The organism is Streptomyces sp. NPDC059861, assembly GCF_042731435.1.
Classification (GTDB): domain Bacteria; phylum Actinomycetota; class Actinomycetes; order Streptomycetales; family Streptomycetaceae; genus Streptomyces.
On sequence record NZ_JBHWJQ010000029.1, the window covers coordinates 87,446 to 111,139 of the forward strand.

Consider the following 23,694-nt stretch of genomic DNA (forward strand, 5'->3'; position numbering starts at 1 on the left):
CGAGGCGGGCGCGTGGCGTGCCGGGGCCCGGTGACCCAAGTCGTACTTTCCCGTCGTATGAAGGACGTTTCCGGAGACTGCGCGCCCACGCCCACCCGTCGCACCGCACTCGCCGGGCTGGTCGGCGGAGCCGGCGCCGTACTGGCCGCCGGGTGCACCCCGACCGGCGCGAGCGCGCCCGCGGCCCGCGCCACCAGCACCGCCTCCGCCACGGCGGGCGGGCCCACCCCGGGCGTGATGACGCTGTTCGACGATCCGGGGTTCAACTTCAGCGGGCTGATGGCGCTCGGCGGGTCCGGCCAGGGCGCCGGTGAGGTCGGCGAGGTGCTCACCGCCGTCAACTCCATCAACAAGGCGGGCCTGTCCGCGCAGTCCTTCGTCAGCACCTTCAAGAAGCTCGGCGACCAGCTCATGGCGGCGCCCGTGGGCGGCAGGCCCGACGACCAGACCACCCGGTGGCGCGCGCTGCGGGCCGCGCAGTACTACGGCCAGGCGCTGTTCTTCGTCCTCGGCTCGGACGACCCGGGCAGCGAGGAGCGGATGTACCAGGCCGGACGTGGGGCCTGGGACAAGTTCTGCGGCCTGTGCGACCCGGCGCCGGTCACCGCGAACGTCCCGTACGGGAGGACGCCGCTGCCCGTGTGGTTCTTCCGGCCGGACACGTCCGTGCGGCGCCGCCCCACGGTGATCCTCACGAACGGCAGCGACGGGCAGAACGTCGACATGTGGACGTACGGCGTCCGGGCCGCCCTGGAACGCGGCTGGAACGCCCTCGTCCACGACGGGCCCGGCCAGGGACAGCTGCTCTTCGTGGACCAGGTGGTCTTCACCCCGACCTGGGAGAAGGTCGTCGGCCCGCTCGTCGACTGGCTGACCGCCCGTTCCGACGTGGACCCGGACAGGATCGCCCTGACCGGGCTGAGCATGGCGGGCGACCTGGCGCCCCGGGCCGCGGCCTACGAGAGCCGGCTCGCCGCCGTGGTGGCGATGCCCGGCTGCCTGACGCCCTGGCTGGGCTTCCCCCCGGAGGTCCGGGAGATCCTCACCCCGGACAAGGCCGAGACCAACAACATCTGGAACAAGGAGGTCGTCCCCGAACTGCCCGCGGCCGACGCCGCGACGCTGAGGAAGCGCTTCGAGCCCTTCTCCGTGCAGGCGATGCTCGACGCCCGCCAGGGCAGGATGTTCACCGACTTCCACACGCCCGCCAAGCGCATCGAGGCGCTGGACATCACGGACGTCGTGGGCCGGATCAAGATGCCCACGCTGGTCCTGGACTACGAGGGCGAGCAGTTCTACCCCGGCCAGGCCCGCCAGATGTTCGACAAGCTGACCTCGCCCAAGGACTACGTCAAGCTCACCGCGGCCACCGGAGCGCAGCTGCACTGCTCCCCGATGGCACCGCAGCAGCACTGCGAGGTCGTCTTCGACTGGCTGGACGAGACGCTGCCGGCCAGCTGATTTCCCGGCCCCTCACCCCGGCCACACGATCGCCTGCACCTCGCTGTAGGCGTGCAGGGCGTACGAGCCGACGTCGCGGCCCACGCCGCTGCGCTTGAAACCGCCGAACGGCGCCTCCATGTTGCGCCCGACCGTGTTGACGCCGACGCCGCCGGCCCGCAGACGGCGGGCCACCCGGAAGGCGCGGGCCACGTCGCCGGACCAGACGTAGTCGATGAGGCCGTAGTCGCTGTCGTTGGCCAGGGCCACGCCCTCGTCCTCGTCGTCGAAGGGGACGACGACGACCACCGGGCCGAAGATCTCCTCGCGGGCCACCCGCATGTCGTTGGTGCAGTCCGCGAGAAGTGTCGGCGCGACGTAGAAGCCGGTGTCCAGGGATGGCCGTTCGCCTCCGGTGACGACCACCGCGCCCTCCTTGCGGCCGAGTTCGACGTACGACTCCACGCGGTCCCGGTGCGCCGCCGAGATCAGCGGGCCGACCACGGTGTCCCGCTCCCGGGGGTCGCCGACCTTCAGACGGCCCGCGTAGGCGGCCAGCTGCTCGACCAGGCGGTCGTACACACCCCGCTGGGCCAGCACCCGGGTCGGTGCCGTGCAGATCTGGCCGCTGTAGAAGGAGAACGTCGTGCCGATGCCGGCCACCGCCGAGGCGAGGTCCGCGTCGTCGAACACGACCGCCGCGCCCTTGCCGCCCAGCTCCATCAACTGGCGCTTCATGGAGCGCCCGCACACCTCGGCGATGCGCTGCCCGACCGCCGTGGAGCCGGTGAAGCTCACCATGTCGACGTCGGCGGACTCGACGGCCGCCTCGCCGACCCCGGCCGACCGGCCGGAGACGACGTTGACGACGCCCCTGGGCGCACCGGCGGTCTGCAGCGCCTCCGCCATCCGGTACACGGAGAGCGGGTCCTGCGGGGCCGGCTTCACCACCACCGTGTTGCCCATGGCCAGGGCGGGGGCCACCTTGCCGGCCGTGTTCGCCCAGGGGTTGTTGTAGGAGGTGACGCAGGTGACGACACCGACGGGCTGGCGCACGGCCAGCGCGCCCATCACACCGGCCTTCCCCTCCCCCACTGCCCTGAAGGCGTGGGAGGCGCCCCCACCGGCCTCGTTGATCTGCGGCGCGATCGGCCACTCGGCCGGCTCGATCCGCGCGTACCGGCGGAAGCGGGCGGCGGCGACCCCGACCTGCATACGCCGCGCCGTGACCGTGGTCGCCCCGGTCTCCGCACGGGCCAGCTCCGCGTACGGCTCCAGGTGGCCCGCGATGATGTCGGCCGCCCGGGAGAGGATCGCCGCCCGCTCCTCGGGTGCCGTGCGCGACCACGGCCCGAAGGCCTCGCGGGCGGCGGCGCAGGCCGAGCGCACCTGCTCGCGCGATGCCTCCGGCGCCCACCCGACGGTCTCCTCGGTCGCCGGGTCGGTCACCTCGTAGGCGCCGCCGTCCGGCTCGACCCACGCCCCGTCGATGAACAGCCGCCGGCTCACCGGGTGCTCACCGTGCGGGTGTCCCGCCCCGACCGCAGCACCCGCCCCGGCACCGCCCCGCTCACCACGTCGTCGCGGATCGCCTCGACGCCGTTGACCCAGACCGCCCGCACGCCGATCGCCCGGGAGTCGAGCCGGGGGCTGTCGCCCGGCAGGTCGTGCACCAGGGTGGCCGTTCCCGCGTCGACGCGCTCCGGGTCGAACAGGACGAGGTCGGCGTGGAAGCCCTCCTGGATCCGGCCCCGGTCCCTCAGCCCGAAGAGCCGGGCCGGATCGTCGGTCAGCATCTTCACCGCCTGCTCCAGGCCCACCAGCTTCCGCCCCCGCAGACAGTCCCCGAGGAAGCGCGTGGTGTACGGCGCGCCGCACATGCGGTCCAGGTGCGCGCCCGCGTCGGAGCCGCCGAGCAGGACGTCCTCGTGCTGCCAGGTCTCGGCGCGCAGCGCCCAGGACGCGGCGTCGTTGTCGGTGGGCATGGGCCACAGGACCGTGCGCAGGTCGTCGTTGGCGCAGATCTCGACCAGGCAGGCGAAGGGTTCCTGACCGCGTTCGGCGGCGATGTCACGCACCACCCGGCCCGACACCCCGGCGTTCTCCGCGCTGTACGTGTCACCGACGACGTACCGGCCGAAGTCCGTCAGCCGCCGGAAGACGCCCGCCTCCTTCGACGCCGCCCGCTCCAGCATCCCCTCCCGTACGGCGGGATCCCGCAGCCGCCGGATCCGCTCGGGCACGGGCAGGCCGAGGATCTCGCCCCAGCCCGGGATGAGGTTGAGCGCGCAGAAGGTGCCCAGTGACATGTTCATCGGCGTGAGGATCGGCATCGTCAGCGCCACGACCCGGCCGCCCGCCTTGCGGGCCCGCTCGCTCGCCAGCAACTGCCGGGGCACCCGCTGCGGGACGGACGCGTCGATCGTCAGGACGTTCCAGTTCAGCGGGCGTCCGGCCGCCGCGCTCATCTCCACGAACAGGTCGATCTCGGCGTCGCTGAACTGGTCCAGGCAGCCCGCGACGATCGCCTCGATCTGCGTCCCCTCGCGCTCGCCGACCGCGCGGGAGAGGGCCAGCAGCTCGGCGGGCCCGGCGTGCCGCGAGGCGACCGGCTGCCCGTCGCCGTCCGAGTGGGTGGACGACTGGGTGGTGGACAGCCCCCAGGCCCCGGCGTCCATGGCGTCGTGCAGCAGCCGCACCATGGCGGCGAGCTGCTCCTCGGTCGGCCGGCCGCCCACGGCGTCCGGCCCCATCACGTACCGGCGCAGGGCGCAGTGCCCCACCATGAAACCGGCGTTGACCGCGATCCGCCCCTCCAGGGCGTCCAGGTACTCCCCGAACCCGTGCCAGCTCCAGGGCGCGCCCTCCTCCAGCGCGACCAGCGACATCCCCTCGACCTTGGACATCATCCGGCGCGTGTAGTCGGCGTCCTCGGGCCGGTCCGGATGGAGCGGCGCGAGCGTGAACCCGCAGTTCCCGCCGGCGACGGTGGTGACCCCGTGGTTGAGCGAGGGCGTCGCGTACGGGTCCCAGAACAGCTGGGCGTCGTAGTGGGTGTGCGGGTCCACGAACCCGGGCGCGAGGACGAGCCCGGTGGCGTCCTCGGTGGTACGGGCCGCTTCGGCGAGGTGGCCGACGACGGCTATCCGGCCGTCCCGGATGCCGACGTCGGCGGTGCGGGCGGGCGCGCCGGTTCCGTCCACGACGGACGCGCCCCTGATGACGTGATCAAGCATGACGCTCCTCCTGCAACTCCGGGGCGATGAGGCACCTGAGGGGCGCGGGGAACCGCGCGAACGGCCACGACGCACCCGCACCCCGAAACGACGCTCAGACCCCCTGCCGGAACCGGGACGTCCTGTGCACCGGATCCGTGTCGATCTTCGGAATCACGTGCTCCCCGATCAGCCGGATCGTCTGCAGGGTCTCCTGCTTCGGCACCCCCACCGGCAACCCGAAGCTCAGCTGGTCCGCGCCCGCCTGCTCCCACCGCTTGCACTGCCGCAGCACCTCGTCCGGATCGCCGCAGATCAGCAGCTCCTCCTCGATGAGCACCTCCACGAACTCCGCCGTGTACTCGGGCAGCGTCTGCGGCCACACCGGGAACCCCTCGGGCCGCGGGAAGGTGTCGTGGTACCGGAACACCAGCGAGGGCAGGTAGTGCAGCCCACCGTTCACGGCGATCCGTATCGCCTCGTCATGCGTCGGCGCGCAGATCGCGGTGGTCGTCACCATCACGTTGTCGTTGACGAAGTCCCCGATCGGCTCCGCGTCCACGACCGCCGTCTTGTACTGCTCCAGCACCCACTCCATGTCGGCCACCTTCTGCACGCTGAAGCCCAGCACCCCGAGCCCCTTGCGCGCCGCCATGGCGTACGACGGCGGCGAGCCGGCCGCGTACCACATCGCGGGGTGGGACTTCCCGTACGGCTTGGGCAGCACCTTGCGGGGCGGCAGCGACCAGTGCTTGCCCTGGAAGCCGGCGTACTCGTCCTGGAGCCACATCTTGGGGAACTCGGCGATCGTCTCCTCCCAGATCTCCTTCGTGTAGTTCATGTCGGTGATGCCGGGGAGGAACCCTAGGATCTCGTGCGAACCCGCGCCCCGGCCGCTGCCGAACTCGAAGCGGTTGCCGCTGAGGTGGTCGAGCATGGCGACCTTCTCGGCGACCTTGACCGGGTGGTTGACCTGGGCGAGCGGGTTGAAGATGCCCGAGCCCAGGTGGATGCGCTCGGTCGCGTGCGCGAGGTAGCCGAGGAACACGTCGTTGGCGGAGAGGTGCGAGTACTCCTCCAGGAAGTGGTGCTCGGACGCCCAGGCGTACTTGAAGCCGGACCGGTCCGCCTCGATGACGTACTCGGTCTCCTCCATCAGCGCCTTGTGCTCGGCGAGCGGGTCGGTCTCGGCGCGCTTGCCCACGTATCCCTGTACAAAGAGCCCGAATTCCACGGAGGTTCACCGTCCTCTGCTTCTGACGCATCGTCAGGTCGTCGTGCGGCCGACTGTGGCACCACCTGTGTGCACCGTCAATAGCTGACGGTCCATCAGATGATGGTGACCCCGGCCAGCCAGCCGCCGTCGATCACGAACGGCTGGCCGGTGATGTAGGAGGAGTCGTCGCAGCTGAGGAACAGGGCCAGCCGGGCCACCTCCTCGGGCCGCCCGACCCGGCCGAGCGGCACCAGCTTGCGGTACAGACCGTCCAGGGCCCGGCGCGTCTCCTCGGGGTCGGCGCCGGGATCCAGCGCGGCCGGATTGGACATCGCCGTGTCGACCGCGCCGGGACACACGGCGTTCACGCGGATCCGGCGATGGGCCAGCTCCAGCGCGGCGACGCGGGTGAGGCCGAGGACGGCGTGCTTGGTCGCCGCGTACGTGCCGACGGCGGCCATGCCGGTCATCCCCGTGTACGACGCGGTGTTCACGATCGTGCCGCCGTCCGCCATCTCCGGGGCGACGGCCCGGATGCCGAGGAAGCAGCCGACCTGGTTGACCTGCACGACCTGCATGAACTCGGTTAGCGGCGTGTCCACCAGGGCGTTGAAGCGCAGGATGCCGGCGTTGTTCACGAGGCCGTCGATCCGTCCGTACGTCTCCTTGGCGGCGGCGACGGCGGCGGACCACTGGTCCTCGCGGCCCACGTCGAGATGGACGTAGCGCGCGCCGATCTCCTTGGCGAGGGCCTCGCCCTGGTCGTCGAGGACGTCGGTGACGACGACGTCGGCACCCTCCTCCCGGAACAGCCGGGCCTCCTGCTCCCCCTGCCCCCGCGCCGCACCGGTGACGATCACGACACGTCCGTCCAGTTTGCCCATATCTCACTCCTGGGTCAGCAGCGGGCCGATGTCCCGCCCGAACGCCGCGATCTGGTCCTCGAGTTCGGTGCGGCTCCGGCTGCGGAACCGCACCTGGATCTGGTGCACGCCCATCGCCGGGAACTCACGCAGCGACTCGGCGAGGGCCTCGGGCGGGCCACTGAGGGTGCGCCGGCCGACGTCCCAGTCGGGGCGGCCCACGTACAGCGGCTCGGCGATCGCGCCGACGGTGAGCGGCGTGTCGACGCCGGCCTGGGCGCGCAGCCGCCGCAGCGTGGCGATCTGACCGGGCAGCCGGTCACGGGGGTCGCCCTGCGGCAGCCAGCCGTCACCCTTGAGCGCGGCCCGGCGCACCGCCGCCGGGGACGATCCGCCCACCCATAGAGGGACGTGCCGCTGGGCGGGCCGGGGCAGCTGCCCGAGTCCCTCGAAGTCGTGGAGCTTTCCGTGGTGGACGGGGAACTCCTCCGGCCCGAGCGCGGCCCGCAGCGCGTCGATGGTCTCGTCCAGCACGGCCCCGCGCTGGGTGAAGTCCACCCCGAGCGTCTCGAACTCCTCCCGTACGTGACCGGCGCCGACGCCGAGGATCAGCCGCCCCCCGCTGAGATGGTCGAGGGTGGCGTACTGCTTGGCGGTGAGCAGGGGGTGGCGCAGGCCCACGACGGCGACATGGGACAGGAGCCGGACGCGATCGGTGACGGCGGCCAGGTGGGCGAGGGTGGCCACGGGGTCGTACCAGACCGTGCTCATCGCGGGGGCGAGACGGCGCGGGACGCCGACGTGGTCGCAGCAGGCGACGTAGCCGAACCCGGCGCGGTCGGCGGCGCGGGCGACGGCCACGAGGTCGTCCCGTCCCGCGCCGGCCTCCCAGGGTTCGGCATAGAGGGTGCTCTGGGACTGGACCGGGAGCTGGATGCCGTACTCCGGAGCGGTGCCGCCGCCGTCCGAGCCGGTCACCGCTTCGCCCCGGGCCACAGTCCGTCCTCCGTCAGCCCGAGCAGTTCGATCGCGTTGCCGCGCACGATCCGCTCGACCACGTCCGCGTCCAGATGCCCCATCTGGGCCTCGCCGACCTCCCTGGACTTCGGCCAGGTCGAGTCGGAGTGGGGGTAGTCCGTCTCGTAGAGCACGTTGCCGACGCCGATGGAGTCGAGGTTGCGCAGCCCGAAGGCGTCGTCGAAGAAGCAGCCGTGGACGTGCTCGGCGAACAGCTCGGACGGCGGCCGGTGGACCTTGTCGGCGACGCCGCCCCAGCCCCGGTTCTCCTCCCAGACCACGTCGGCGCGCTCCAGGATGTACGGGATCCACCCGATCTGGCCCTCCGCGTACATGACCTTGAGGTGGGGAAAGCGCTCGAACTTGCCGCTCATCAGCCAGTCGACCATCGAGAAGCAGCAGTTGGCGAAGGTGATGGTGGAGCCGACGGCGGGCGGTGCGTCGGCCGAGGTGGAAGGCATGCGGCTGCTGGAGCCGATGTGCATCGCGACGACCGTGCCGGTCTCGTCGCATGCGGCGAGGAAGGGGTCCCAGTCGTCGGTGTGGACGGAGGGCAGGCCGAGATGCGGAGGTATCTCGGAGAACGCCACGGCGCGGACGCCCCGGGCGGCGTTTCGGCGGACCTCCGCCGCGGCCAGCTCGGCGTCCCACAGCGGGATGATGGTGAGCGGTACGAGCCGCCCCCGGGCCGACGGCCCGCACCACTCCTCGACCATCCAGTCGTTGTAGGCCTGGACGCACAGCAGGCCGAGCTCGTGGTCCTTCGCCTCGGTGAAGGTCTGGCCGCAGAAGCGCGGGAAGGTCGGGAAGCAGAGGGCGGACTGGACGTGGTTGACGTCCATGTCGGCGAGGCGGGCGGGGACGTCGTACGAGCCCTGGCGCATCTGCTCGTAGGTGATGATCTCCAGCTTGATCTCGTCCCTGCTGTAGCCCACGGCGGTGTCGAGGCGGGTCAGGGGCCGGTGCAGGTCCTCGTAGATCCACCAGTCGCCGATCGGGCCGTCGTCGCCGGGCCGACCCATGACGGGCTTGAAGCGGCCGCCGAGGAAGCTCATCTCCTTCAGCGGGGCCCGGGCTATGCGGGGGCCGGTGTCGGCGTACTTCTTCGGGAGGCGGTCCTGCCAGACGTTTGGGGGTTCGACGGTGTGGTCGTCCACGGAGATGATCTGCGGGAATCCAGTGTCCATGGGGGCACGGTAGCGCTGATCTGACGGATCGTCAGCTATCTGGTGGGTGACGGGGGTGTATCTCGGACGCCCCTTCGTGCTCAGGTCAGTGCGGAAGTGTGCGAAGAGGGTGTGTGGGGCTTGTGGGATCCCGTGCGCCCCGCTGTGACCGCGGTCTCGGGCGGCTGACGCATCCGCCCGAGCAAGGCAAACTGACAGCATTGCTCATGTTGTCTAGGGGGACGGCTATGGACGGGGTGCCGGCACAGAGGCGTCCGGGCGGAGCGGGAGAGCCCGTCACGCTGCGCTTCGGTGTGCTCGGACCGGTACGTGCCTGGCGCGGCGGCGACCCGCTCGCCACGGGTTCCCCGCAGCAACGCGCCCTGCTGGCAGCGCTGCTGCTGCGCGAGGGCCGTACGGCGACCGCGGCGCAGCTGATCGACGCGCTGTGGGGCGAGGAGCCGCCCTCGCAGGCGCTGGCGGCGGTGCGGACGTACGCCTCGCGGCTGCGGAAGGCGCTGGACCCCGACGTGCTGGTCAGCGAGTCCGGCGGCTACGCGATCCGCTCGGTCGGGGACGGCGCGCTGGACCTGGCGGTCGCCCAGGACCTCGCGGCCGAGGCCGAGAAGGCGCGCGGCGCGGGGGAGCTGGGCCGGGCGCGCGAGTTGCTGGCCCGGGCGCTGGGCCAGTGGGACGGGGAGGCGCTGGCGGGCGTGCCGGGGCCGTACGCCGACGCGCAGCGCGTACGGCTGGAGGAGTGGCGGCTGCAACTCCTCGAATCCCGTCTGGACATGGACCTGGAGCAGGGCTGCCACGCGGAGGCCGTCTCCGAGCTGACCGCGCTGACGGCGGCGCACCCGCTGCGCGAGCGGCTGCGGGAACTGCTGATGCTGGCGCTGTACCGGTCGGGCCGGCAGGCGGAGGCGCTCGCGGTCTATGCCGACACGCGGCGCCTGCTCGCGGACGAGCTGGGCGTCGACCCCCGGGCGGGACTGCGGGAGTTGCAGCAGCGGATCCTGACGGCCGACCCGGGGCTCGCGGAGCCGTCGGCGCCCGTCGCCGAGCCGCCCGCCGCCCCGGTGCGCCCGGCGCAGCTGCCCGCGACCGTGCCCGACTTCACGGGCCGCGCGTCGTTCGTGGCCGAGCTGAGCGAGGTGCTGGCCTCGGCGGGCGGCCGGGTGATGGCCGTGTCGGCGCTGGCCGGGATCGGCGGGGTCGGCAAGACCACGCTGGCGGTCCATGTGGCGCACCAGGCGCGGTCGGCGTTCCCCGGCGGGCAGTTGTACGTCGACCTCCAGGGCGCCGGTTCGCGGGCCGCGGAGCCGGAGACGGTGCTCGGCTCGTTCCTGCGCGCCCTCGGCACACCCGACGCGGCGATCCCGGACTCCCTGGAGGAGCGCGCGGCGCTGTACCGGTCGGTGCTGGACGGCCGCCGGGTCCTGGTGCTTCTGGACAACGCCCGCGACGCCGCCCAGGTACGGCCGCTGCTGCCCGGCACGGACGGGTGCGCGGCGCTGGTGACCTCCCGGGCGCGGATGGTGGACCTGGCCGGGGCGCACCTGATCGACCTGGACGTGATGTCGCCCGAGGAGGCGCTGTCGCTGTTCACGAAGATCGTGGGCGAGGAGCGGGTCGCCGCCGAACGGGAGGCGGCGCTGGACGTCGTCGCCGCGTGCGGCTTCCTGCCGCTCGCGATCCGCATCGCCGCGTCCCGCCTCGCGGCCCGCCGCACCTGGACGGTCTCGGTCCTCGCGGTCAAACTCGCCGACGAACGCCGGCGGCTGGACGAACTCCAGGCCGGCGACCTGGCGGTGAAGGCGACCTTCGAGCTGGGCTACGGGCAGCTGGAGCCCGCCCAGGCACGGGCGTTCCGGCTGCTGGGCCTCGCCGACGGGCCGGACATCTCGCTGGCCGGGGCGGCGGCGGTGCTGGACCTGGCGGCCGAGGACGCCGAGGACCTGCTGGAGTCCCTCGTGGACATGTCGCTGCTCGAATCGGCGGCACCCGGCCGCTACCGCTTCCACGACCTCGTACGGCTCTACGCGCGCGCGTGCGCCGAACGGGACGAGCACCTGCCCAGCGAGCGGGAGGCGGCGATGTCGCGGTTGCTGGACTTCTACCTGGCCACCGCCGCCGGGGTCTACGCGATGGAGCGGCCGGGCGACCGGCTGGTGGACCACCTGGAAGTGACGAAGTACCCGGGACTGTCCTTCTCCGACCGGCACGCCGCCCAGGACTGGCTCTACGCCGAGGCGGGCGCCCTGCTGTCCTGCGTGCGCCGGTCCGTGGGCGACGGGCGGCTGCGGCGGGCGGTCGACCTGCTGTGGGCGGCCAAGGACCTGGCGGAGTCCGGGGCCAACGCACGCGAGTACGAGATCGCCGCCAACGCGGCGCTGGAGCGCGCACACGCCGCCCGGGACGCGTGGGCGGCCGGGCGCGCGCTGACCACGCTCACCGACGTCCACATGGTCGCCGGACGCTTCGACCAGGCCGACGCGGCGGCCGTCGAGGCCCTGCGCATGGCGCGCGACGCGTCCGACCCGGTGGCCAGCTGCTGGGCCCCCAACACCCGCGGCATCATCGCGATCTACCAGAACCGCCACGCCGAGGGCGAACTGCACCTCAACGCGGCGATCGACAACTTCCGCGCCAACGGCAACCGGCCGGGCGAGGCCAGCGCCCTGTGCAACCTGTCCCGGATCCACCTCGCCACCGGGCGGGTCGACAGCGCCATCGCCCTCGCCCAGCAGGGCATCGACATCTACGACGGGATGGGCAACGCGCTGCGAGGGGCCAACGGCCGCTACGCGCTGGGGCTGGCGCTCACCCGCAGCGGCGAGTTGCGGCTGGCGGCGGAGAGCCTGAGGGAGGCGCTGGAGACCTTCCGGGACAGCCGCCAGCGCCTCTGGGAGGGCATGACCCTCTTCCGCCTCGCCGAGGTGGACCTCGCGGCCCGGCGCCCGGCCAAGGCGGCGTCCAACGCGGAGATGGCGCTGACCGTGCTGCGCGGCATCGGCGGCGAATGGCGCCGCGGCCTGGTGCTCACCGCCCTCGGCCGCGCCCTGAACGGCATCGGCCAGACGGGCCGCGCCCAGGTCTGCTGGCGGGAGGCGCTCGGCATCTACGAGGACCTGGACGCCCCGGAGGCGGACGAGGTGCGCGGGTTGCTGACACCGGCGGCGGTGGCTTGAGGCGTCGCGGGGAGCGGGGCGTTCAGCGAACGTTTATCGGCGTCCTGCATGCTCGCTCATGTCGTTCTCCGCAGGCGGAGGTTGCGGAGCGACGCCGAGGCCGTGAGGTTAGTCTGATCGGCCGATCGACGCCCGGACGGCGGCCCGCGGGGGAGTCGCTGTTCCGGGCGTCGGACCTCTGGCCTGAGAAATGAACCGGGAGTTGACCGTCATGAGCGAGAAGAAGAGCGAGCCCGTCGTCGAGCCGTTGGACCAGCACGCCACCGGTGAAGAGCTGACGACGCAGGACCAGCACGCCACGGGCGGTGAGGCCATACTCCTGGACCAGCACGCGACCGGTGGCGAACTGACGACGCAGGACCAGCACGCGACCGGCGGCGAGGCCAAGCCGCTGGACCAGCACGCGACGAGCGAGCCGGCCAACTAAGCCAACCCGACGGGGTACGGCCGCGGCGGCGGGGAGGGGAGCCGCCGCGGCCGAGTCATGTCCAGAAAGCCTCGCACGGCACACAGATGACGTCCCGTCACTTGCGCCCCCGGAGGTTCATGTTCCGATCCCCGGACCGCGCCGAGAGTTCAGAGATCCTTTCGGTCGGCGCGGTGTGAAGAAGCTGTTGCGATGTCAATCATCTTGTCATGAACCTGTAGCCCGACAGGCGGGCAACAGCCTCATGGAGGTGTGGGAATGCACCGCAGACTCGCGACCGCTCTCGCCACCGCGACCCTCTCCCTGGTCACCGTCGTCGCCACCGCGACGACCGCCGGGGCCGCTCCGGCCGACAAGCCCCAGGTCCTGTCCAGCTGGACGCAGACCAGCGCGTCCAGCTACAACGCCTGGACCGCCGCGCGCGCGAACCAGGGCGCCTGGGCCGCGTACGGCTTCGACTGGTCGACCGACTACTGCTCCACCTCGCCGGACAACCCCTTCGGCTTCCCCTTCTCCACGTCCTGCGCCCGTCACGACTTCGGCTACCGCAACTACAAGGCCGCCGGCTCCTTCAGCGCCAACAAGGACCGCCTCGACAGCGCCTTCTACGAGGACCTGAAGCGGGTCTGCAACGGCTACAGCGGCGCCACCAAGACCGCCTGCAACAGCACCGCCTGGACGTACTACCAGGCCGTCCGCGCCTTCGGCTGACCTGGTCCGCAGCGGGGCGCCACGCCGCCCACGGCGCCCCGCTCCGGTCCCTCCGGCTCCCCACCGAGCCCCGAGTACCGCCCGTCGGCGCCGACTCCCCCGGCCGGGGAGGCGCGGTGACGGCGGTGGCTTACGAGCCCAGGCTGCACGAGATCGTCGAGGACAACCGCAGTCAGCGGATCGGCGAGGTGATGGGCTTCGAGGGGCCGTACGTCCAACTGCGGCCCCCCGGCGGGGGTGTGGAGTGGGACGCGAGCCCCGAAGACCTGAAGCCGGTCAGGACCAGCGACGGTCTCAGCGCTGCGGTCGCGGCCGTCAACGCCCGTTCGAGGCGCGAGTTGCCATGACGGCGCGCACCCGCCACCCCACCGGCCTCGACCTCGCGGGACGGCGACGCCGGACCGCCCGGCCCCCAGGAGCCGGAGGCCATCGCACTCCGTCTACGCGGGCAGCTCACCGGCGTCGTCCGCGAGGTCGAGGCCGCCGTGCCGGCCGCGCCGGAGGACGCCAAGGTGCGGATCGCCGCGCACGCAGGCCTCCGTGAGGCACGGCGCCTCCTGGCGGTGACAAGCTCCGCCCTCGGCCCCTGGCCGGAATCGCCCACCTGCGGCAGCTGGCCCGGTCGGTGGAGGAACTCCGCCGCCACCACGCGGCCCTGAGCGGCGGACCGGTCACCAAGCAGCGGTGGAGCCCGGTCCAACTGGCCTTCCGGCGCCGGTCCGTCCACGGGGCGACGTGCCGCGACCGCAGGACCGACGACCGCCACTGCGACCGAGGCCGGCGACTGGGGGAGCACTGGAACCAGCTCCGCCGCGACCCCGGTGCCGTCCACCGTCCATCGCCGTGACCCTCGACACGGCCTGCGCGTCAGTGATCTGAACCCTGCTCGGCCGTGCCGTCCGGGCCGGTCCCCGCCGTCGTGTGGAGGATGTCGCGGGCCTGTTCCGCCGCGCGGGCCGTGCTCTCCGAGACGTAGTCCAAGAAGCGGGCGATGTTCTCCAGGCGCATGGCGGCCGGGGTGCCGGGGCCGAGGACGCCGGCGCCCTGTCGCGCGGTCTCGACGACCTGGGCGATGGCGCGGGCGCTCGCCATCATCGACTCGTACCAGACGGCGTCGTCGACGACGTACCGCTCGCGGCGGCGTTCGTCGCGTTCCCGGCGGATGAAGCCCTGGCCGTCGAGGAACGCGACCGCCTTCGAGATGGACGCCGGGCTGACCTGGAGGCGCTGGACGAGTTCGGACGCGGTGAGGCTGCCCTCGTCGGTGGTCGTGAGGCAGGCCATGACCCGGGACATCATCGCGGGCATGCCCGACTGCGTGAACACGGAGGTGAGCAGCTCCTCGTACGCCCGCACGGCCTCGGCGTCGCGACCGTGCGCCTGCGGGGGCGCCTGCGTACCCCGGGGCGCGCTCTGCCTGCGGCGCTGGGTGCGGCGTTCGGTGGCGCGGTGGGCGAGGTCGGCGCGGTAGCCGGTGGGCCCGCCGTTGCGCATCACCTCGCGCGTGATCGTCGAGGTGGGGCGGTCGAGGCGTCTGGCGATCTCCGCGTAGGCGAGGCCGTCGGCCAGTCCCAGCGCGATCTGCTGACGTTCCTGTTGGGTGAGTCTGCCTCCCGGCATCCCGGTCTCCTTCGTGGCGCGTGAGGTCCCCAGCATAGCGTTCACCTTTATTTCATTGCAACGCACAGGGGAGCGTCGTTGCGTTAAGTTCAGGGTCATTGCAATGAAATTGCGTCACTGAGCTGCCATTATCGCTTCTCAGTGCAACGAAGACGTTGCCGGATCAGTGAATGCAACGTAGCGTTCACGACATCGGAAACGGCGGGCCGACGGAAGGCCCGCGACGCAGATGAAGGAGAGCACCATGCAGAAGTTCCACACCCCCGCCCCGGTCTCCGTCGTCCTCGACATCCCCGCCGGACACATCCGGTTCATCGCCGCCGACCGGGCCGACACCACCGTCGAGGTCCTCCCCGCGGACGCCGGCAAGAGCCGCGACGTGAAGGCGGCCGAGCAGACGGAGGTCGCCTACGGCGACGGTGTCCTGCGGATCGAGGTGCCTGCGGCGAAGAACCGGATCCTCGGCGCCTCCGGAACCGTCGAGGTGACGGTCCAGCTGCCGGCCGGCTCCCGGATCGAGGCGAAGGCCGCCGCCGCCGAGTTCCGGGGCGTCGGACGGCTCGGCGACGTCGCCTTCGAGGGCGCGCAGGGCTCGGTCAAGCTCGACGAGGCCGCACAGGCCCGCCTCACCCTCCTCGCCGGCGACATCTCGGTCGGCCGGCTCGGCGGGCCGGGCGAGATCAGCACCCAGAAGGGCGACATCCGGATCGCCGAAGCCATGCGCGGCACCGTCACGCTGCGCACCGAGCACGGCGACATCTCGGTCGGCGCCGCCCAGGGGGTCTCCGCCTCCCTGGACGCCGGCACCAGCCACGGCCGGATCAGCAACACGCTCAAGAACAGCGACGGCGCCGACGCCGGCCTGACCCTCCACGCGACCACCGCCTACGGCGACGTCACCGCCCGCAGCCTGTGAAGAAGGAGTTCCTCTCATGACCGACCTGGCCATCGCGGCGAACGGGCTGCGCAAGTCCTACGGCGACAAGACCGTCCTCGACGGCATCGACCTGGCCGTCCCGGAAGGCACGATCTTCTCCCTGCTCGGCCCGAACGGCGCCGGCAAGACCACCGCCGTGAAGATCCTCTCCACCCTCGTCTCCCCCGACCCCGCCGGCGGCCGGATCAGCGTCGGGGGCCACGACCTCGGCGCCGAACCGCAGGCCGTGCGGGCGGCGATCGGCGTCACCGGGCAGTTCTCCGCCGTCGACGGGCTGATCACCGGCGAGGAGAACATGCTCCTGATGGCCGACCTGCACCACCTCTCCAGGCGCGAAGGGCGGCGCGTGGCCGCCGAGTTGCTGGAGCGGTTCGACCTCACCGAGGCCGCGAGGAAGCCGGCCTCCACCTACTCCGGCGGCATGAAGCGCCGCCTCGACATCGCCATGACGCTGGTCGGCGACCCGCGGATCATCTTCCTCGACGAGCCGACCACCGGACTGGACCCACGCTCGCGGCACACCATGTGGGGCATCATCCGGGAGCTGGTCACCGGCGGCGTCACCGTCTTCCTCACCACCCAGTACCTCCAGGAGGCCGACGAACTCGCCGACCGCATCGCCGTCCTCGACGACGGGAAGATCGCGGCCGAGGGCACCGCCGAGGAGCTCAAGCGGATCGTCCCCGGCGGACACGTCCGGCTCCGCTTCACCGACCCCGCCGCCTACCAGGGCGCCGCCTCGGCACTGCGCCCGGCCACCCGGGACGACGAGGCGCTGACCCTCCAGATCCCCAGCGACGGCAGCCAGCGCGAACTGCGCTCCCTGCTCGACCGGCTGGACGCCGCCGGCGTCGAGGCGGACGAGCTGACCGTGCACACCCCCGACCTCGACGACGTCTTCTTCGCCCTGACCGGCGGCGCCGTCGTCCCCCACCAGTCCACGGAGGCCGCCCGATGAGTTCCCCCCTGGCACCCACCCGCCCGACCCGGATCTCCCTCGCCCTGCGCGACTCCTCCACCATGCTGCGCCGCAACCTCCTGCACGCCCGGCGCTACCCGTCGATGACCCTGAACCTGCTGCTCACGCCGATCATGCTGCTGCTGCTCTTCGTCTACATCTTCGGCGACACCATGAGCGCGGGCATCGGCGGAGGCGGTCCGGACCGCTCCGAGTACATCGCCTTCGTGGTCCCGGGCCTGCTGCTGATGACCATCGGCAGCACCACGATCGGCACCGCCGTCTCCGTCTCCAACGACATGACCGAGGGCATCATCGCCCGCTTCCGCACCATGGCGATCCACCGCGGATCGGTGCTCGTCGGGCACGTCGTCGGCAGCGTGCTCCAGTCGGTCGCCAGCGTGGTCCTCGTCGGCGCCGTCGCCGTGGCCATCGGCTTCCGCTCCACCGACGCGACCGTCCTGGAGTGGCTCGCGGCGTTCGGACTGCTCGTGCTCTTCGCCACGGCGCTCACCTGGATCGCCGTCGGCATGGGCCTGGTCAGCCCGAACGCCGAGGCGGCCGGCAACAACGCGATGCCCCTGATCCTGCTGCCGCTCCTGTCCAGCACCTTCGTCCCGCTGGACGCGATGCCGGGCTGGTTCCAGCCGGTCGCCGAGTACCAGCCGTTCACCCCGGCCATCGAGACCCTGCGCGGCCTGCTGCTGGGCACCGGGATCGGCCACAACGGATGGCTGGCCCTGGCCTGGTGCCTGGGCCTCGCGACACTCGGCTACTTCTGGTCGACCTCCAAGTTCGACGACGACCCGAAGTAACCGCCGTGGCGAGGCGGGCCGTCCTCCCGCGACGCGTCCCACCCGAGGGCGGCGTACACCGACACCCGTCGGCGTACGCCGCCCCGTTCGTGTGGGGGACGGGCATCGGCCTAGGCGCCCACGCCCCCATCCCGCAGCCGGTTCTTCACCACCTTGCCGCTCGCGTTGCGCGGCAGCGCGCCCACGAACTCCACCTCGCGGGGCACCTTGTAGTTCGCCATCTCCCGTCGCGCCCAGGCGATCAGGTCGTCCGCCGTCAGCACGGCCCCGGCCCGCAGGACCACGTACGCCTTCCCGACCTCGCCGAGCCGGGTGTCCGGTACGCCGATCACCGCCACGTCGGCCACCTCCGGGTGCAGGCCGAGCAGTTGCTCGATCTCCGCCGGGTACGCGTTGAAGCCGCCGACGATGAACATGTCCTTGATGCGGTCCGTGATGCGCAGGTTGCCCGCGTCGTCCAGCACGCCCACGTCACCCGTGCGCAGCCAGCCGTCGGGGGTGAGCACCTCGTCCGTGGCCGGCCCGTCGTCGTAGTAGCCCCGCATGACGTTGAAGCCGCGGACCAGCACCTCGCCGGGGGTGCCGAGGGGCGCGTCGACGCGTACCTCCGTGCCGGGTATCGCCCTGCCCGACGTGGCGGCGATCACCGACGGGTCGTCGCCCCGGCGGCACATCGTCACGATGCCGCTCGCCTCGGAGAGGCCGTACGCGGTGAGGACCGTCTCGACGCCCAGTTCCCCGCGCAGCCGCTCCACCAGCCGCAACGGCACGACCGCCGCGCCCGTCACCACCAGCCGCAGCGCGGAGAGGTCGTGCGCGGCACGGGAGGGGTGGTCGAGGAGGGACTGGAGGAGGGTCGGCGGGCCGGGGAGGACCGAGACCCGCTCCGCAGCGATGTTCGCCAGCGCCGTACCGACGTTGAAGACCGGCTGCGGGATCATCGTCGCGCCTCGCATCAGACAGGCCAGGACGCCGGCCTTGTAGCCGAAGGTGTGGAAGAAGGGGTTGACGATCAGATAGCGGTCGCCCGGGCGCAGGCCGGCCAGGCCGCCCCAGATGTCGTACGCCCGCAGGGACTGCGCGTGGGTGATCACCGCACCCTTGGGCCGGCCCGTCGTGCCGGAGGTGAAGATGATGTCCGAGGGCGCCGAGCCGGACACCGCCGACGCCCGCTCCCGCACCTCGGCCGCGCCGATGCCCTCCCCCTCTGCCAGGAAGTCCTTCCAGGTGCGGAAGTCCGGGGGCGCGTCCTCGGCCAGGACGACGACCTGCTCCGGCAGTTCGCCCGGCCCCGCCGCCCGGCGCAGCGACGCCACGTACGACGTCCCGAGGAACGTGCCCGTCACGAACAGCAGCCGCGTTCCGCTCCTGCGCAGCACGTCCAGCGCCTCGGCGCCCTTGAAGCGGGTGTTCAGCGGCACCAGCACCGCGCCCGCCGACACGGCGCCCAGTGCCGAGACGATCCAGTCGAGCGAGTTGGGGGCCCAGACGGCCACGCGGTCGCCGGGGCGGACGCCGCGGGCCATGCAGGCGGCCGCCGCCCGTTCGACCCGGGCGCCCAGGTCGGCGTACGAGACCCGGGTGCGGCCCTCGACCACGGCCTCGACGTCCGCGTAGCGCCCGGCCGCCCACCGGACCAGGCCCGGAACGCTCCCCCACTCCCCACCGCTCTCCAGATCTCCACGCACAACGGCCTCCCGACAGCAAGCTGACTGCCCGTCAGATTAGCTGTAGCCTGACGGACTGTCAGCAGTCTCGTGGGCACCAGGGAGGTGCGCGGACATGGCAGGCCTCAAGGACGCGACCGCGATCGTCGGCATCGGCCGGACCGCCTTCGCCAAGCACCTTCCGGAGGACGAACGGACCCTCGCCTGCCGAGCCGTCCTCGCCGCCCTCGACGACGCCGGGATCGCGCCGGGCGAGGTGGACGCGTTGGCCTCGTACACCATGGAGGAGACCGACGAGGTCGAACTGGCGAAGGCCGTAGGGTTCGGCGACCTCACCTACTTCGGCAAGGTCGGCTACGGCGGCGGGGGTTCGTGCGCGACCGTGGCGCATCTCGCCGCGGCGATAGCCACCGGTCAGGCGACCGTGGGCGTGGCCTGGCGGTCGCGGAAGCGCGGCAGCGGGCCCCGGCCGTGGACGAACACCACCGTCCAGCTGCCGACCCCCGGCCAGTGGACGCGGCCGTTCGGCCTGCTGCGTCCGGCGGACGAGATCGCCATGCTCACCCGGCGCTACCTGCACGAATACGGCGCCACCCGCGACCACCTCTTCAACGTGGCGCTCGCCTGCCGGAACCGCGCCAACCAGAACCCCGCCGCGATCATGTACGACCGCCCCCTGACCCGCGAGATGTACATGACCTCCCGCTGGATCAGCGAGCCGCTCTGTCTCTTCGACAACTGCCTGGAGACGGACGGGGCGCTGGCCTGCGTCGTCGTCTCCCGGGAGCGGGCCCGGGACTGCCGGCAACGCCCCGTGTACGTCCACTCCGCCGCGCAGGGCCTGCCCGCCCAGCACCACGGCATGGTCAACTACTGGAACGACGACCCGCTCACCGGGCCCGCCTGGAGTGCCGCCCGGCATCTGTGGAAGCACGCCGACCTCACTCCACAGGATGTGGACGTCGCGCAGATCTACGACGCGTTCACGGCCCTCGTCCCGCTGTCCCTGGAGGGCTACGGCTTCTGCGGGCGCGGCGAGGGCGGGGCGTTCACCGAGGGCGGCGCCCTGGAGATCGGCGGGCGGCTGCCGCTCAACACCTCCGGCGGTGGCCTGAGCGAGGCCTACGTCCATGGGTTCAACCTCGTCACCGAGGGCGTGCGGCAACTGCGCGGAACCAGCACCGCCCAGGTCCCCGGCGCCGCGACCTGCCTGGTCACCGCCGGTGAGGGAGTCCCCACGTCCGCACTGCTGCTGAGGAGCTGAGAGGCATGCTGAGTCCCGTCGTCGACCCCGAGGGCGCGCCCTTCTGGCGGTACGCCGCCCAGGGCGAGCTGCGCATCCAGGCCTGCGCCGACTGCGGTGAGCTGCGCTTCCCGCCCCGCCCCTGCTGCCCGCACTGCCAGTCCTTCGCGAGCGAGTGGCGCCGGATGTCGGGGCTCGGGCGCATCTGGTCGTACGTCGTCCCGCATCCGCCCCTGCTGCCCGACTACGCCGCGCAGGCGCCCTACAACGTGATCGTGGTCGAACTGGCCGAGGCGCCGCGGATACGGCTCGTCGGCAACCTCGTCAGCCGTGCCGGTGCCGCCCTCGACTCCGTGCCGCCGGATCGCGTCCGGATCGGCGCCAAGGTGCGGGTCGTCTTCACCGACGCCGGGATCCCGCAGTGGGTGTACGGATGAGCGGCCTGAAGGTCACCGCCGACAAGGACACCGGCGTCGCCGTCGTCACCCTCGACCGGCCCGCGCGCCTCAACGCCGTCGATCTCACCATGGCGAGCGAACTGGTCGCCGCCTGGCGGGCGTTCCGCTACGACGACACCGTGCGGGCCGTCGTCCTCACCGGTGCCGGGGAACGGGCCTTCTGCACCGGCATCGACCGGGACGCCTCGGTGCCGCAGCCGGGATCGCCGTACATGCAGGACGATCCGCTGCTCGGCGTCGGGCCGAAGGCGAACGACCTGTGGAAGCCGGTCGTCGTGGCCGTGCGCGGAATGGCCTGCGGCGGGGCCTTCTACCTGCTCGGGGAGGCCGAGTTCGTGGTCGCGGACGAGACGGCCACCTTCTTCGACCCGCACACCTCCTACGGGATGGTCAGCGCGTACGAGGCGATGCTGATGGCGCAGCGGATGCCGTACGGGGAGGCCGCCCGGACGGCTCTGATGGGCACGGCGGAGCGGCTCTCGGCGCGGCGGGCGTACGAGGTGGGTCTGGTGTCCGAACTGACGCCGCCGGGCGAGGCACTCGCGGCGGCCACCGCCTGCGCCACGGTGCTCGCCGGGTATCCCCCCGAGGCCGTCCAGGGGACGGTACGGGCGCTGTGGGCGGGCCGCGAGGCGGCCCTGGCGGCGGCGTTCGCGCAGGCGCCGGCGCTCATCGCGCTGGGGAATCTGCCGGCCGGGCGGCAGACGGAGCTGTTCGCCGCCCGCCGCCACGGTGGACATCGCGTCCGCTGAGGGTCCGTCGAGGGCGGCGCCCGTCAGTTCACCGTGGCGTGCGGCTCGGCCTCGCAGTGGTCGACCTTCGCCGCGACACCCGGACTGGACAGGTTCACCCGCACGTCCACCGTCTCGTTCGCGCCGACGAACTCGTCCCAGGTGCCCTGCTCGACCCGGTGGGACGCGGCGTCGAGGAAGTCGACCGTGACGGTGAAGTAGGCACCCCTGTCGTTGGGGTTGGTCACCGCGACGGTGGCGTACGAGTCCTGCTCGGTCGCGCAGCCGACGAGCTCGGCCGTCGCGTCCCGGAGCGTCTCGCCGGAGCCGGAGCCGTCGTCCGAGCCGGAGCCGGTGCCCGTGTCGTCGTAGGAGTCGTCGTAGCCGCCGCTGCCGGACGAACCGTCGTAGTCGTGGTCGTCGTCATCGTGGCCCGAGCCGGACCAGGTTCCTCCGCCGGACGTCGACGAGGAACTGTCGTGGTCCTGGCCGGAGCTGCTGCAGCCGCCCCCTCCTCCGCCCCCTGAGCCGGTGCCGCCGCTGTGCCGGCCCGTCGAGAAACCGGTCAGCGTCAGGACCACCAACGCCGCCACCGCCGTGAGCTTGAGCTTGCGCCCCCGAAGATCCATACCGGCACCCTACGGATCACCTGTCACGGTCATGTCACCACGCGGCGACCGTCGCGCACCCGGCCCGCCGCCGCGTCCCGTGGCGCCGTCAGGCGGTGCGGGCCGTGCCCGTGCCCTTCTCGGCGTCGAGGGCGTAGACACACCGGTCCTTGCTGCACGCGTACACGATCCCGTCCTTGACGACCGGGGAGCCGGTGATCTCGCCGCCGGTGGCGAGCTTCCAGCGCAGCCGGCCGTCGTCGGCCTTGAGCGTGTACAGGAGGTGGTCGTTGGCGCCGAAGTGGATGCGGCCCTCGGCGACCGAGGGCGAGCCCACGATGTCGCCGCCCGCCTGGAAGCGCCACTTGGGCGTGCCGGTGACCGCGTCCAGCGTGTAGAGGCCGGTGCCGCTGCCGACGTGGACGTGGCCGGCGGCGACCAGGACCGGCTCGACGGAGGTGCGGGCCTCGGTGGCGATGCGCCAGCGGTCGCGGCCGTCCGTGGCGTCCAGGGCGTACACCGTGCCCAGGTAGTCGGCGAGATAGATGCCGCCGCCGGTGACCGCGGGGCCGGGCGCGAAGGCCGGCGGGGAGAGGAAGACGGCCGGTGCCTCGAAGTGCCAGCGGACGTGCCCCGCCGCGATGTCCACGGCGAGGACACGGGTGCCGGCGGTGATGTACACGTAGCCGTCGGGGGCGGGCGCGACCCGGACCGGGACGCCGCCGCAGGAGGCCGCGTCGCCGATCGGGTACGACCAGCGCTCGTCGCCCGTGCGGGCGTCCAGGGCGCGCAGCCGGGCGTCCTGCCAGACGTAGACGGTGCCGTCGTGCAGCGCGGGGCCGGCCTCGGGGGACTCGAAGTCGCTCTGGCAGCCGGTGATCTCCCAGAGCTTGCGGCCGTTCACCGCCTCCCAGGCCTGGACGCCGCCGCCGCGGGTGCCGGTGACGACGGTGCCGCGCTCGGCTCTCAGGGAGTACACCCAGGCGTCCGTGGACAGCCGCCACAGATCCGTGCCCGCGCGGGCGTCCAGGGCGAACAGGGTGGGGCCGTCGGAGGCGTGGATCCGCCCCTCCGCGACCGCCATCGACCAGGCCACGTCCCTGGTCTTGAAGCGGCGCCGCCCGGTGGCCACGTCCAGGGCGTGCACCTCGAAGGAGGTGACGTAGACGAGGTCGTCGGCGACGGCCGGGGTGCCCCAGACGTCGTTGGACATCCGGAACCGCCAGGGCCGCCAGCCCCCCGGGCTCTCCGCGGGCGCGGGGGGCGGCGGCACCGGTACGGCGGGCTCCGCGCCGTTGACGCCGGGGCGCGGCTTGGCCCAGGAGGCGGCCAGGCCCGCCTCGGGCGGGGGCGCCTTGACGGCGGCGGCGCGGGCGTCGGCGACGCGCGGGCCGGGGCCGATGGACACGGC

The 23,694-nt window shown here is 72.5% G+C and carries 22 protein-coding genes; 12 read left to right on the forward strand and 10 right to left on the reverse strand.

Features of this window, described 5'->3' with window-relative positions:
* Positions 1-57: 57 nt before the first annotated feature.
* Complete coding sequence (locus tag ACFV6X_RS24305; protein WP_385386691.1) at positions 58-1,461, forward strand: alpha/beta hydrolase family protein; 1,404 nt, start codon at positions 58-60, stop codon at positions 1,459-1,461.
* Between the two features lie 12 nt (positions 1,462-1,473).
* Here the strand turns inward: ACFV6X_RS24305 and ACFV6X_RS24310 are convergent, their stop codons facing one another.
* The 6 genes from ACFV6X_RS24310 to ACFV6X_RS24335 form a co-directional block, all read right to left on the reverse strand.
* Positions 1,474-2,949: an aldehyde dehydrogenase family protein gene (locus ACFV6X_RS24310; protein ID WP_385386693.1), complete on the reverse strand. Its 1,476-nt coding sequence runs from the start codon at positions 2,947-2,949 to the stop codon at positions 1,474-1,476.
* The gene (locus tag ACFV6X_RS24315) at positions 2,946-4,676 is read right to left on the reverse strand and encodes an amidohydrolase family protein (protein ID WP_385386695.1); all 1,731 of its coding nucleotides are present in this window, start codon (positions 4,674-4,676) and stop codon (positions 2,946-2,948) included. The genes ACFV6X_RS24310 and ACFV6X_RS24315 overlap by 4 nt, the downstream gene beginning before the upstream one ends.
* 94 nt (positions 4,677-4,770) lie before the next feature.
* A complete protein-coding gene (locus ACFV6X_RS24320) occupies positions 4,771-5,889 on the reverse strand; it encodes an LLM class flavin-dependent oxidoreductase (protein ID WP_385386697.1) in 1,119 nt (372 codons plus the stop codon).
* 95 nt (positions 5,890-5,984) lie between these two features.
* Complete coding sequence (locus ACFV6X_RS24325; protein WP_385386699.1) at positions 5,985-6,755, reverse strand: SDR family NAD(P)-dependent oxidoreductase; 771 nt, start codon at positions 6,753-6,755, stop codon at positions 5,985-5,987.
* Positions 6,756-6,758: 3 nt separating this feature from the next.
* Complete coding sequence (locus tag ACFV6X_RS24330; RefSeq protein ID WP_385386701.1) at positions 6,759-7,730, reverse strand: TIGR03619 family F420-dependent LLM class oxidoreductase; 972 nt, start codon at positions 7,728-7,730, stop codon at positions 6,759-6,761.
* Complete coding sequence (locus ACFV6X_RS24335) at positions 7,709-8,938, reverse strand: amidohydrolase family protein (RefSeq protein ID WP_385386703.1); 1,230 nt, start codon at positions 8,936-8,938, stop codon at positions 7,709-7,711. Before ACFV6X_RS24335 ends, ACFV6X_RS24330 begins: the two co-directional genes overlap by 22 nt.
* A 227-nt stretch (positions 8,939-9,165) precedes the next feature.
* On the opposite strand from ACFV6X_RS24335, the gene ACFV6X_RS24340 reads away from it, so the two are divergent.
* The 5 genes from ACFV6X_RS24340 (at position 9,166) to ACFV6X_RS24360 (ending at position 13,905) form a co-directional block, all read left to right on the forward strand.
* Entirely contained in the window at positions 9,166-12,108 is a 2,943-nt protein-coding gene (locus ACFV6X_RS24340; protein ID WP_385386705.1) for a BTAD domain-containing putative transcriptional regulator, read from the forward strand.
* 211 nt (positions 12,109-12,319) lie between these two features.
* Complete coding sequence (locus tag ACFV6X_RS24345) at positions 12,320-12,535, forward strand: hypothetical protein (protein ID WP_385386707.1); 216 nt, start codon at positions 12,320-12,322, stop codon at positions 12,533-12,535.
* A 258-nt stretch (positions 12,536-12,793) separates the two neighbouring features.
* A complete protein-coding gene (locus tag ACFV6X_RS24350; RefSeq protein ID WP_385386709.1) occupies positions 12,794-13,246 on the forward strand; it encodes a phospholipase in 453 nt (150 codons plus the stop codon).
* A 116-nt stretch (positions 13,247-13,362) separates the two neighbouring features.
* Positions 13,363-13,593 (forward strand): hypothetical protein, encoded by a 231-nt coding sequence (locus ACFV6X_RS24355; protein ID WP_385386711.1) that lies wholly within the window; start codon positions 13,363-13,365, stop codon positions 13,591-13,593.
* An 81-nt stretch (positions 13,594-13,674) separates the two neighbouring features.
* Positions 13,675-13,905 carry a hypothetical protein gene (locus tag ACFV6X_RS24360; RefSeq protein WP_385386735.1) on the forward strand — a complete coding sequence of 77 codons (231 nt, stop codon included), beginning with the start codon at positions 13,675-13,677 and terminating at the stop codon, positions 13,903-13,905.
* A gap of 208 nt (positions 13,906-14,113) precedes the next feature.
* Here ACFV6X_RS24360 and ACFV6X_RS24365 read toward each other — a convergent pair whose 3' ends face one another.
* The gene (locus ACFV6X_RS24365) at positions 14,114-14,866 is read right to left on the reverse strand and encodes a helix-turn-helix domain-containing protein (RefSeq protein ID WP_385386713.1); all 753 of its coding nucleotides are present in this window, start codon (positions 14,864-14,866) and stop codon (positions 14,114-14,116) included.
* Positions 14,867-15,110: 244 nt separating this feature from the next.
* On the opposite strand from ACFV6X_RS24365, the gene ACFV6X_RS24370 reads away from it, so the two are divergent.
* From ACFV6X_RS24370 to ACFV6X_RS24380, 3 genes are read left to right on the forward strand one after another with little or no spacing between them, the layout of a single operon-like run.
* Positions 15,111-15,782: a DUF4097 family beta strand repeat-containing protein gene (locus ACFV6X_RS24370; protein ID WP_385386715.1), complete on the forward strand. Its 672-nt coding sequence runs from the start codon at positions 15,111-15,113 to the stop codon at positions 15,780-15,782.
* 16 nt (positions 15,783-15,798) lie between these two features.
* Positions 15,799-16,761, forward strand: coding sequence for an ATP-binding cassette domain-containing protein (locus ACFV6X_RS24375; protein WP_385386717.1), 963 nt, complete (start codon positions 15,799-15,801; stop codon positions 16,759-16,761).
* Positions 16,758-17,576, forward strand: a complete 819-nt coding sequence (locus tag ACFV6X_RS24380; RefSeq protein WP_365459826.1) for an ABC transporter permease — start codon at positions 16,758-16,760, stop codon at positions 17,574-17,576. The genes ACFV6X_RS24375 and ACFV6X_RS24380 overlap by 4 nt, the downstream gene beginning before the upstream one ends.
* Before the next feature lie 110 nt (positions 17,577-17,686).
* On the opposite strand, the gene ACFV6X_RS24385 is transcribed toward ACFV6X_RS24380, so the two are convergent.
* Entirely contained in the window at positions 17,687-19,264 is a 1,578-nt protein-coding gene (locus ACFV6X_RS24385) for a FadD3 family acyl-CoA ligase (protein ID WP_385386719.1), read from the reverse strand.
* A gap of 94 nt (positions 19,265-19,358) precedes the next feature.
* Here ACFV6X_RS24385 and ACFV6X_RS24390 point away from each other — a divergent pair, with 94 nt between their 5' ends.
* The 3 genes from ACFV6X_RS24390 to ACFV6X_RS24400 are packed head-to-tail and all read left to right on the forward strand — an operon-like array spanning position 19,359 to position 21,696.
* The gene (locus ACFV6X_RS24390; RefSeq protein WP_385386721.1) at positions 19,359-20,507 is read left to right on the forward strand and encodes a lipid-transfer protein; all 1,149 of its coding nucleotides are present in this window, start codon (positions 19,359-19,361) and stop codon (positions 20,505-20,507) included.
* Between the two features lie 5 nt (positions 20,508-20,512).
* On the forward strand, positions 20,513-20,923 hold the full coding sequence (locus tag ACFV6X_RS24395) for a Zn-ribbon domain-containing OB-fold protein (protein WP_385386723.1): 411 nt from the start codon (positions 20,513-20,515) through the stop codon (positions 20,921-20,923).
* Complete coding sequence (locus ACFV6X_RS24400; protein ID WP_385386724.1) at positions 20,920-21,696, forward strand: enoyl-CoA hydratase/isomerase family protein; 777 nt, start codon at positions 20,920-20,922, stop codon at positions 21,694-21,696. The genes ACFV6X_RS24395 and ACFV6X_RS24400 overlap by 4 nt, the downstream gene beginning before the upstream one ends.
* Positions 21,697-21,719: 23 nt before the next feature.
* On the opposite strand, the gene ACFV6X_RS24405 is transcribed toward ACFV6X_RS24400, so the two are convergent.
* Both ACFV6X_RS24405 and ACFV6X_RS24410 read right to left on the reverse strand, forming a co-directional pair.
* A complete protein-coding gene (locus ACFV6X_RS24405; protein WP_385386726.1) occupies positions 21,720-22,304 on the reverse strand; it encodes a hypothetical protein in 585 nt (194 codons plus the stop codon).
* 88 nt (positions 22,305-22,392) lie between these two features.
* Positions 22,393-23,694: PQQ-binding-like beta-propeller repeat protein (locus tag ACFV6X_RS24410; protein WP_385386728.1), on the reverse strand; the 1,302-nt coding region annotated here is incomplete at its 5' end.

Coding starts and splice junctions, on each gene's coding strand:
- ACFV6X_RS24305 (WP_385386691.1), top strand. CDS start 58: ATGAAGGACGTTTCCGGAGACTGCGCGCCCACGCCCACCCGTCGCACC.
- ACFV6X_RS24315 (WP_385386695.1), bottom strand. CDS start 4,676: ATGCTTGATCACGTCATCAGGGGCGCGTCCGTCGTGGACGGAACCGGC.
- ACFV6X_RS24325 (WP_385386699.1), bottom strand. CDS start 6,755: ATGGGCAAACTGGACGGACGTGTCGTGATCGTCACCGGTGCGGCGCGG.
- ACFV6X_RS24335 (WP_385386703.1), bottom strand. CDS start 8,938: ATGGACACTGGATTCCCGCAGATCATCTCCGTGGACGACCACACCGTC.
- ACFV6X_RS24340 (WP_385386705.1), top strand. CDS start 9,166: ATGGACGGGGTGCCGGCACAGAGGCGTCCGGGCGGAGCGGGAGAGCCC.
- ACFV6X_RS24345 (WP_385386707.1), top strand. CDS start 12,320: ATGAGCGAGAAGAAGAGCGAGCCCGTCGTCGAGCCGTTGGACCAGCAC.
- ACFV6X_RS24350 (WP_385386709.1), top strand. CDS start 12,794: ATGCACCGCAGACTCGCGACCGCTCTCGCCACCGCGACCCTCTCCCTG.
- ACFV6X_RS24365 (WP_385386713.1), bottom strand. CDS start 14,866: ATGCCGGGAGGCAGACTCACCCAACAGGAACGTCAGCAGATCGCGCTG.
- ACFV6X_RS24370 (WP_385386715.1), top strand. CDS start 15,111: ATGCAGAAGTTCCACACCCCCGCCCCGGTCTCCGTCGTCCTCGACATC.
- ACFV6X_RS24375 (WP_385386717.1), top strand. CDS start 15,799: ATGACCGACCTGGCCATCGCGGCGAACGGGCTGCGCAAGTCCTACGGC.
- ACFV6X_RS24380 (WP_365459826.1), top strand. CDS start 16,758: ATGAGTTCCCCCCTGGCACCCACCCGCCCGACCCGGATCTCCCTCGCC.
- ACFV6X_RS24390 (WP_385386721.1), top strand. CDS start 19,359: ATGGCAGGCCTCAAGGACGCGACCGCGATCGTCGGCATCGGCCGGACC.
- ACFV6X_RS24395 (WP_385386723.1), top strand. CDS start 20,513: ATGCTGAGTCCCGTCGTCGACCCCGAGGGCGCGCCCTTCTGGCGGTAC.
- ACFV6X_RS24400 (WP_385386724.1), top strand. CDS start 20,920: ATGAGCGGCCTGAAGGTCACCGCCGACAAGGACACCGGCGTCGCCGTC.
- ACFV6X_RS24405 (WP_385386726.1), bottom strand. CDS start 22,304: ATGGATCTTCGGGGGCGCAAGCTCAAGCTCACGGCGGTGGCGGCGTTG.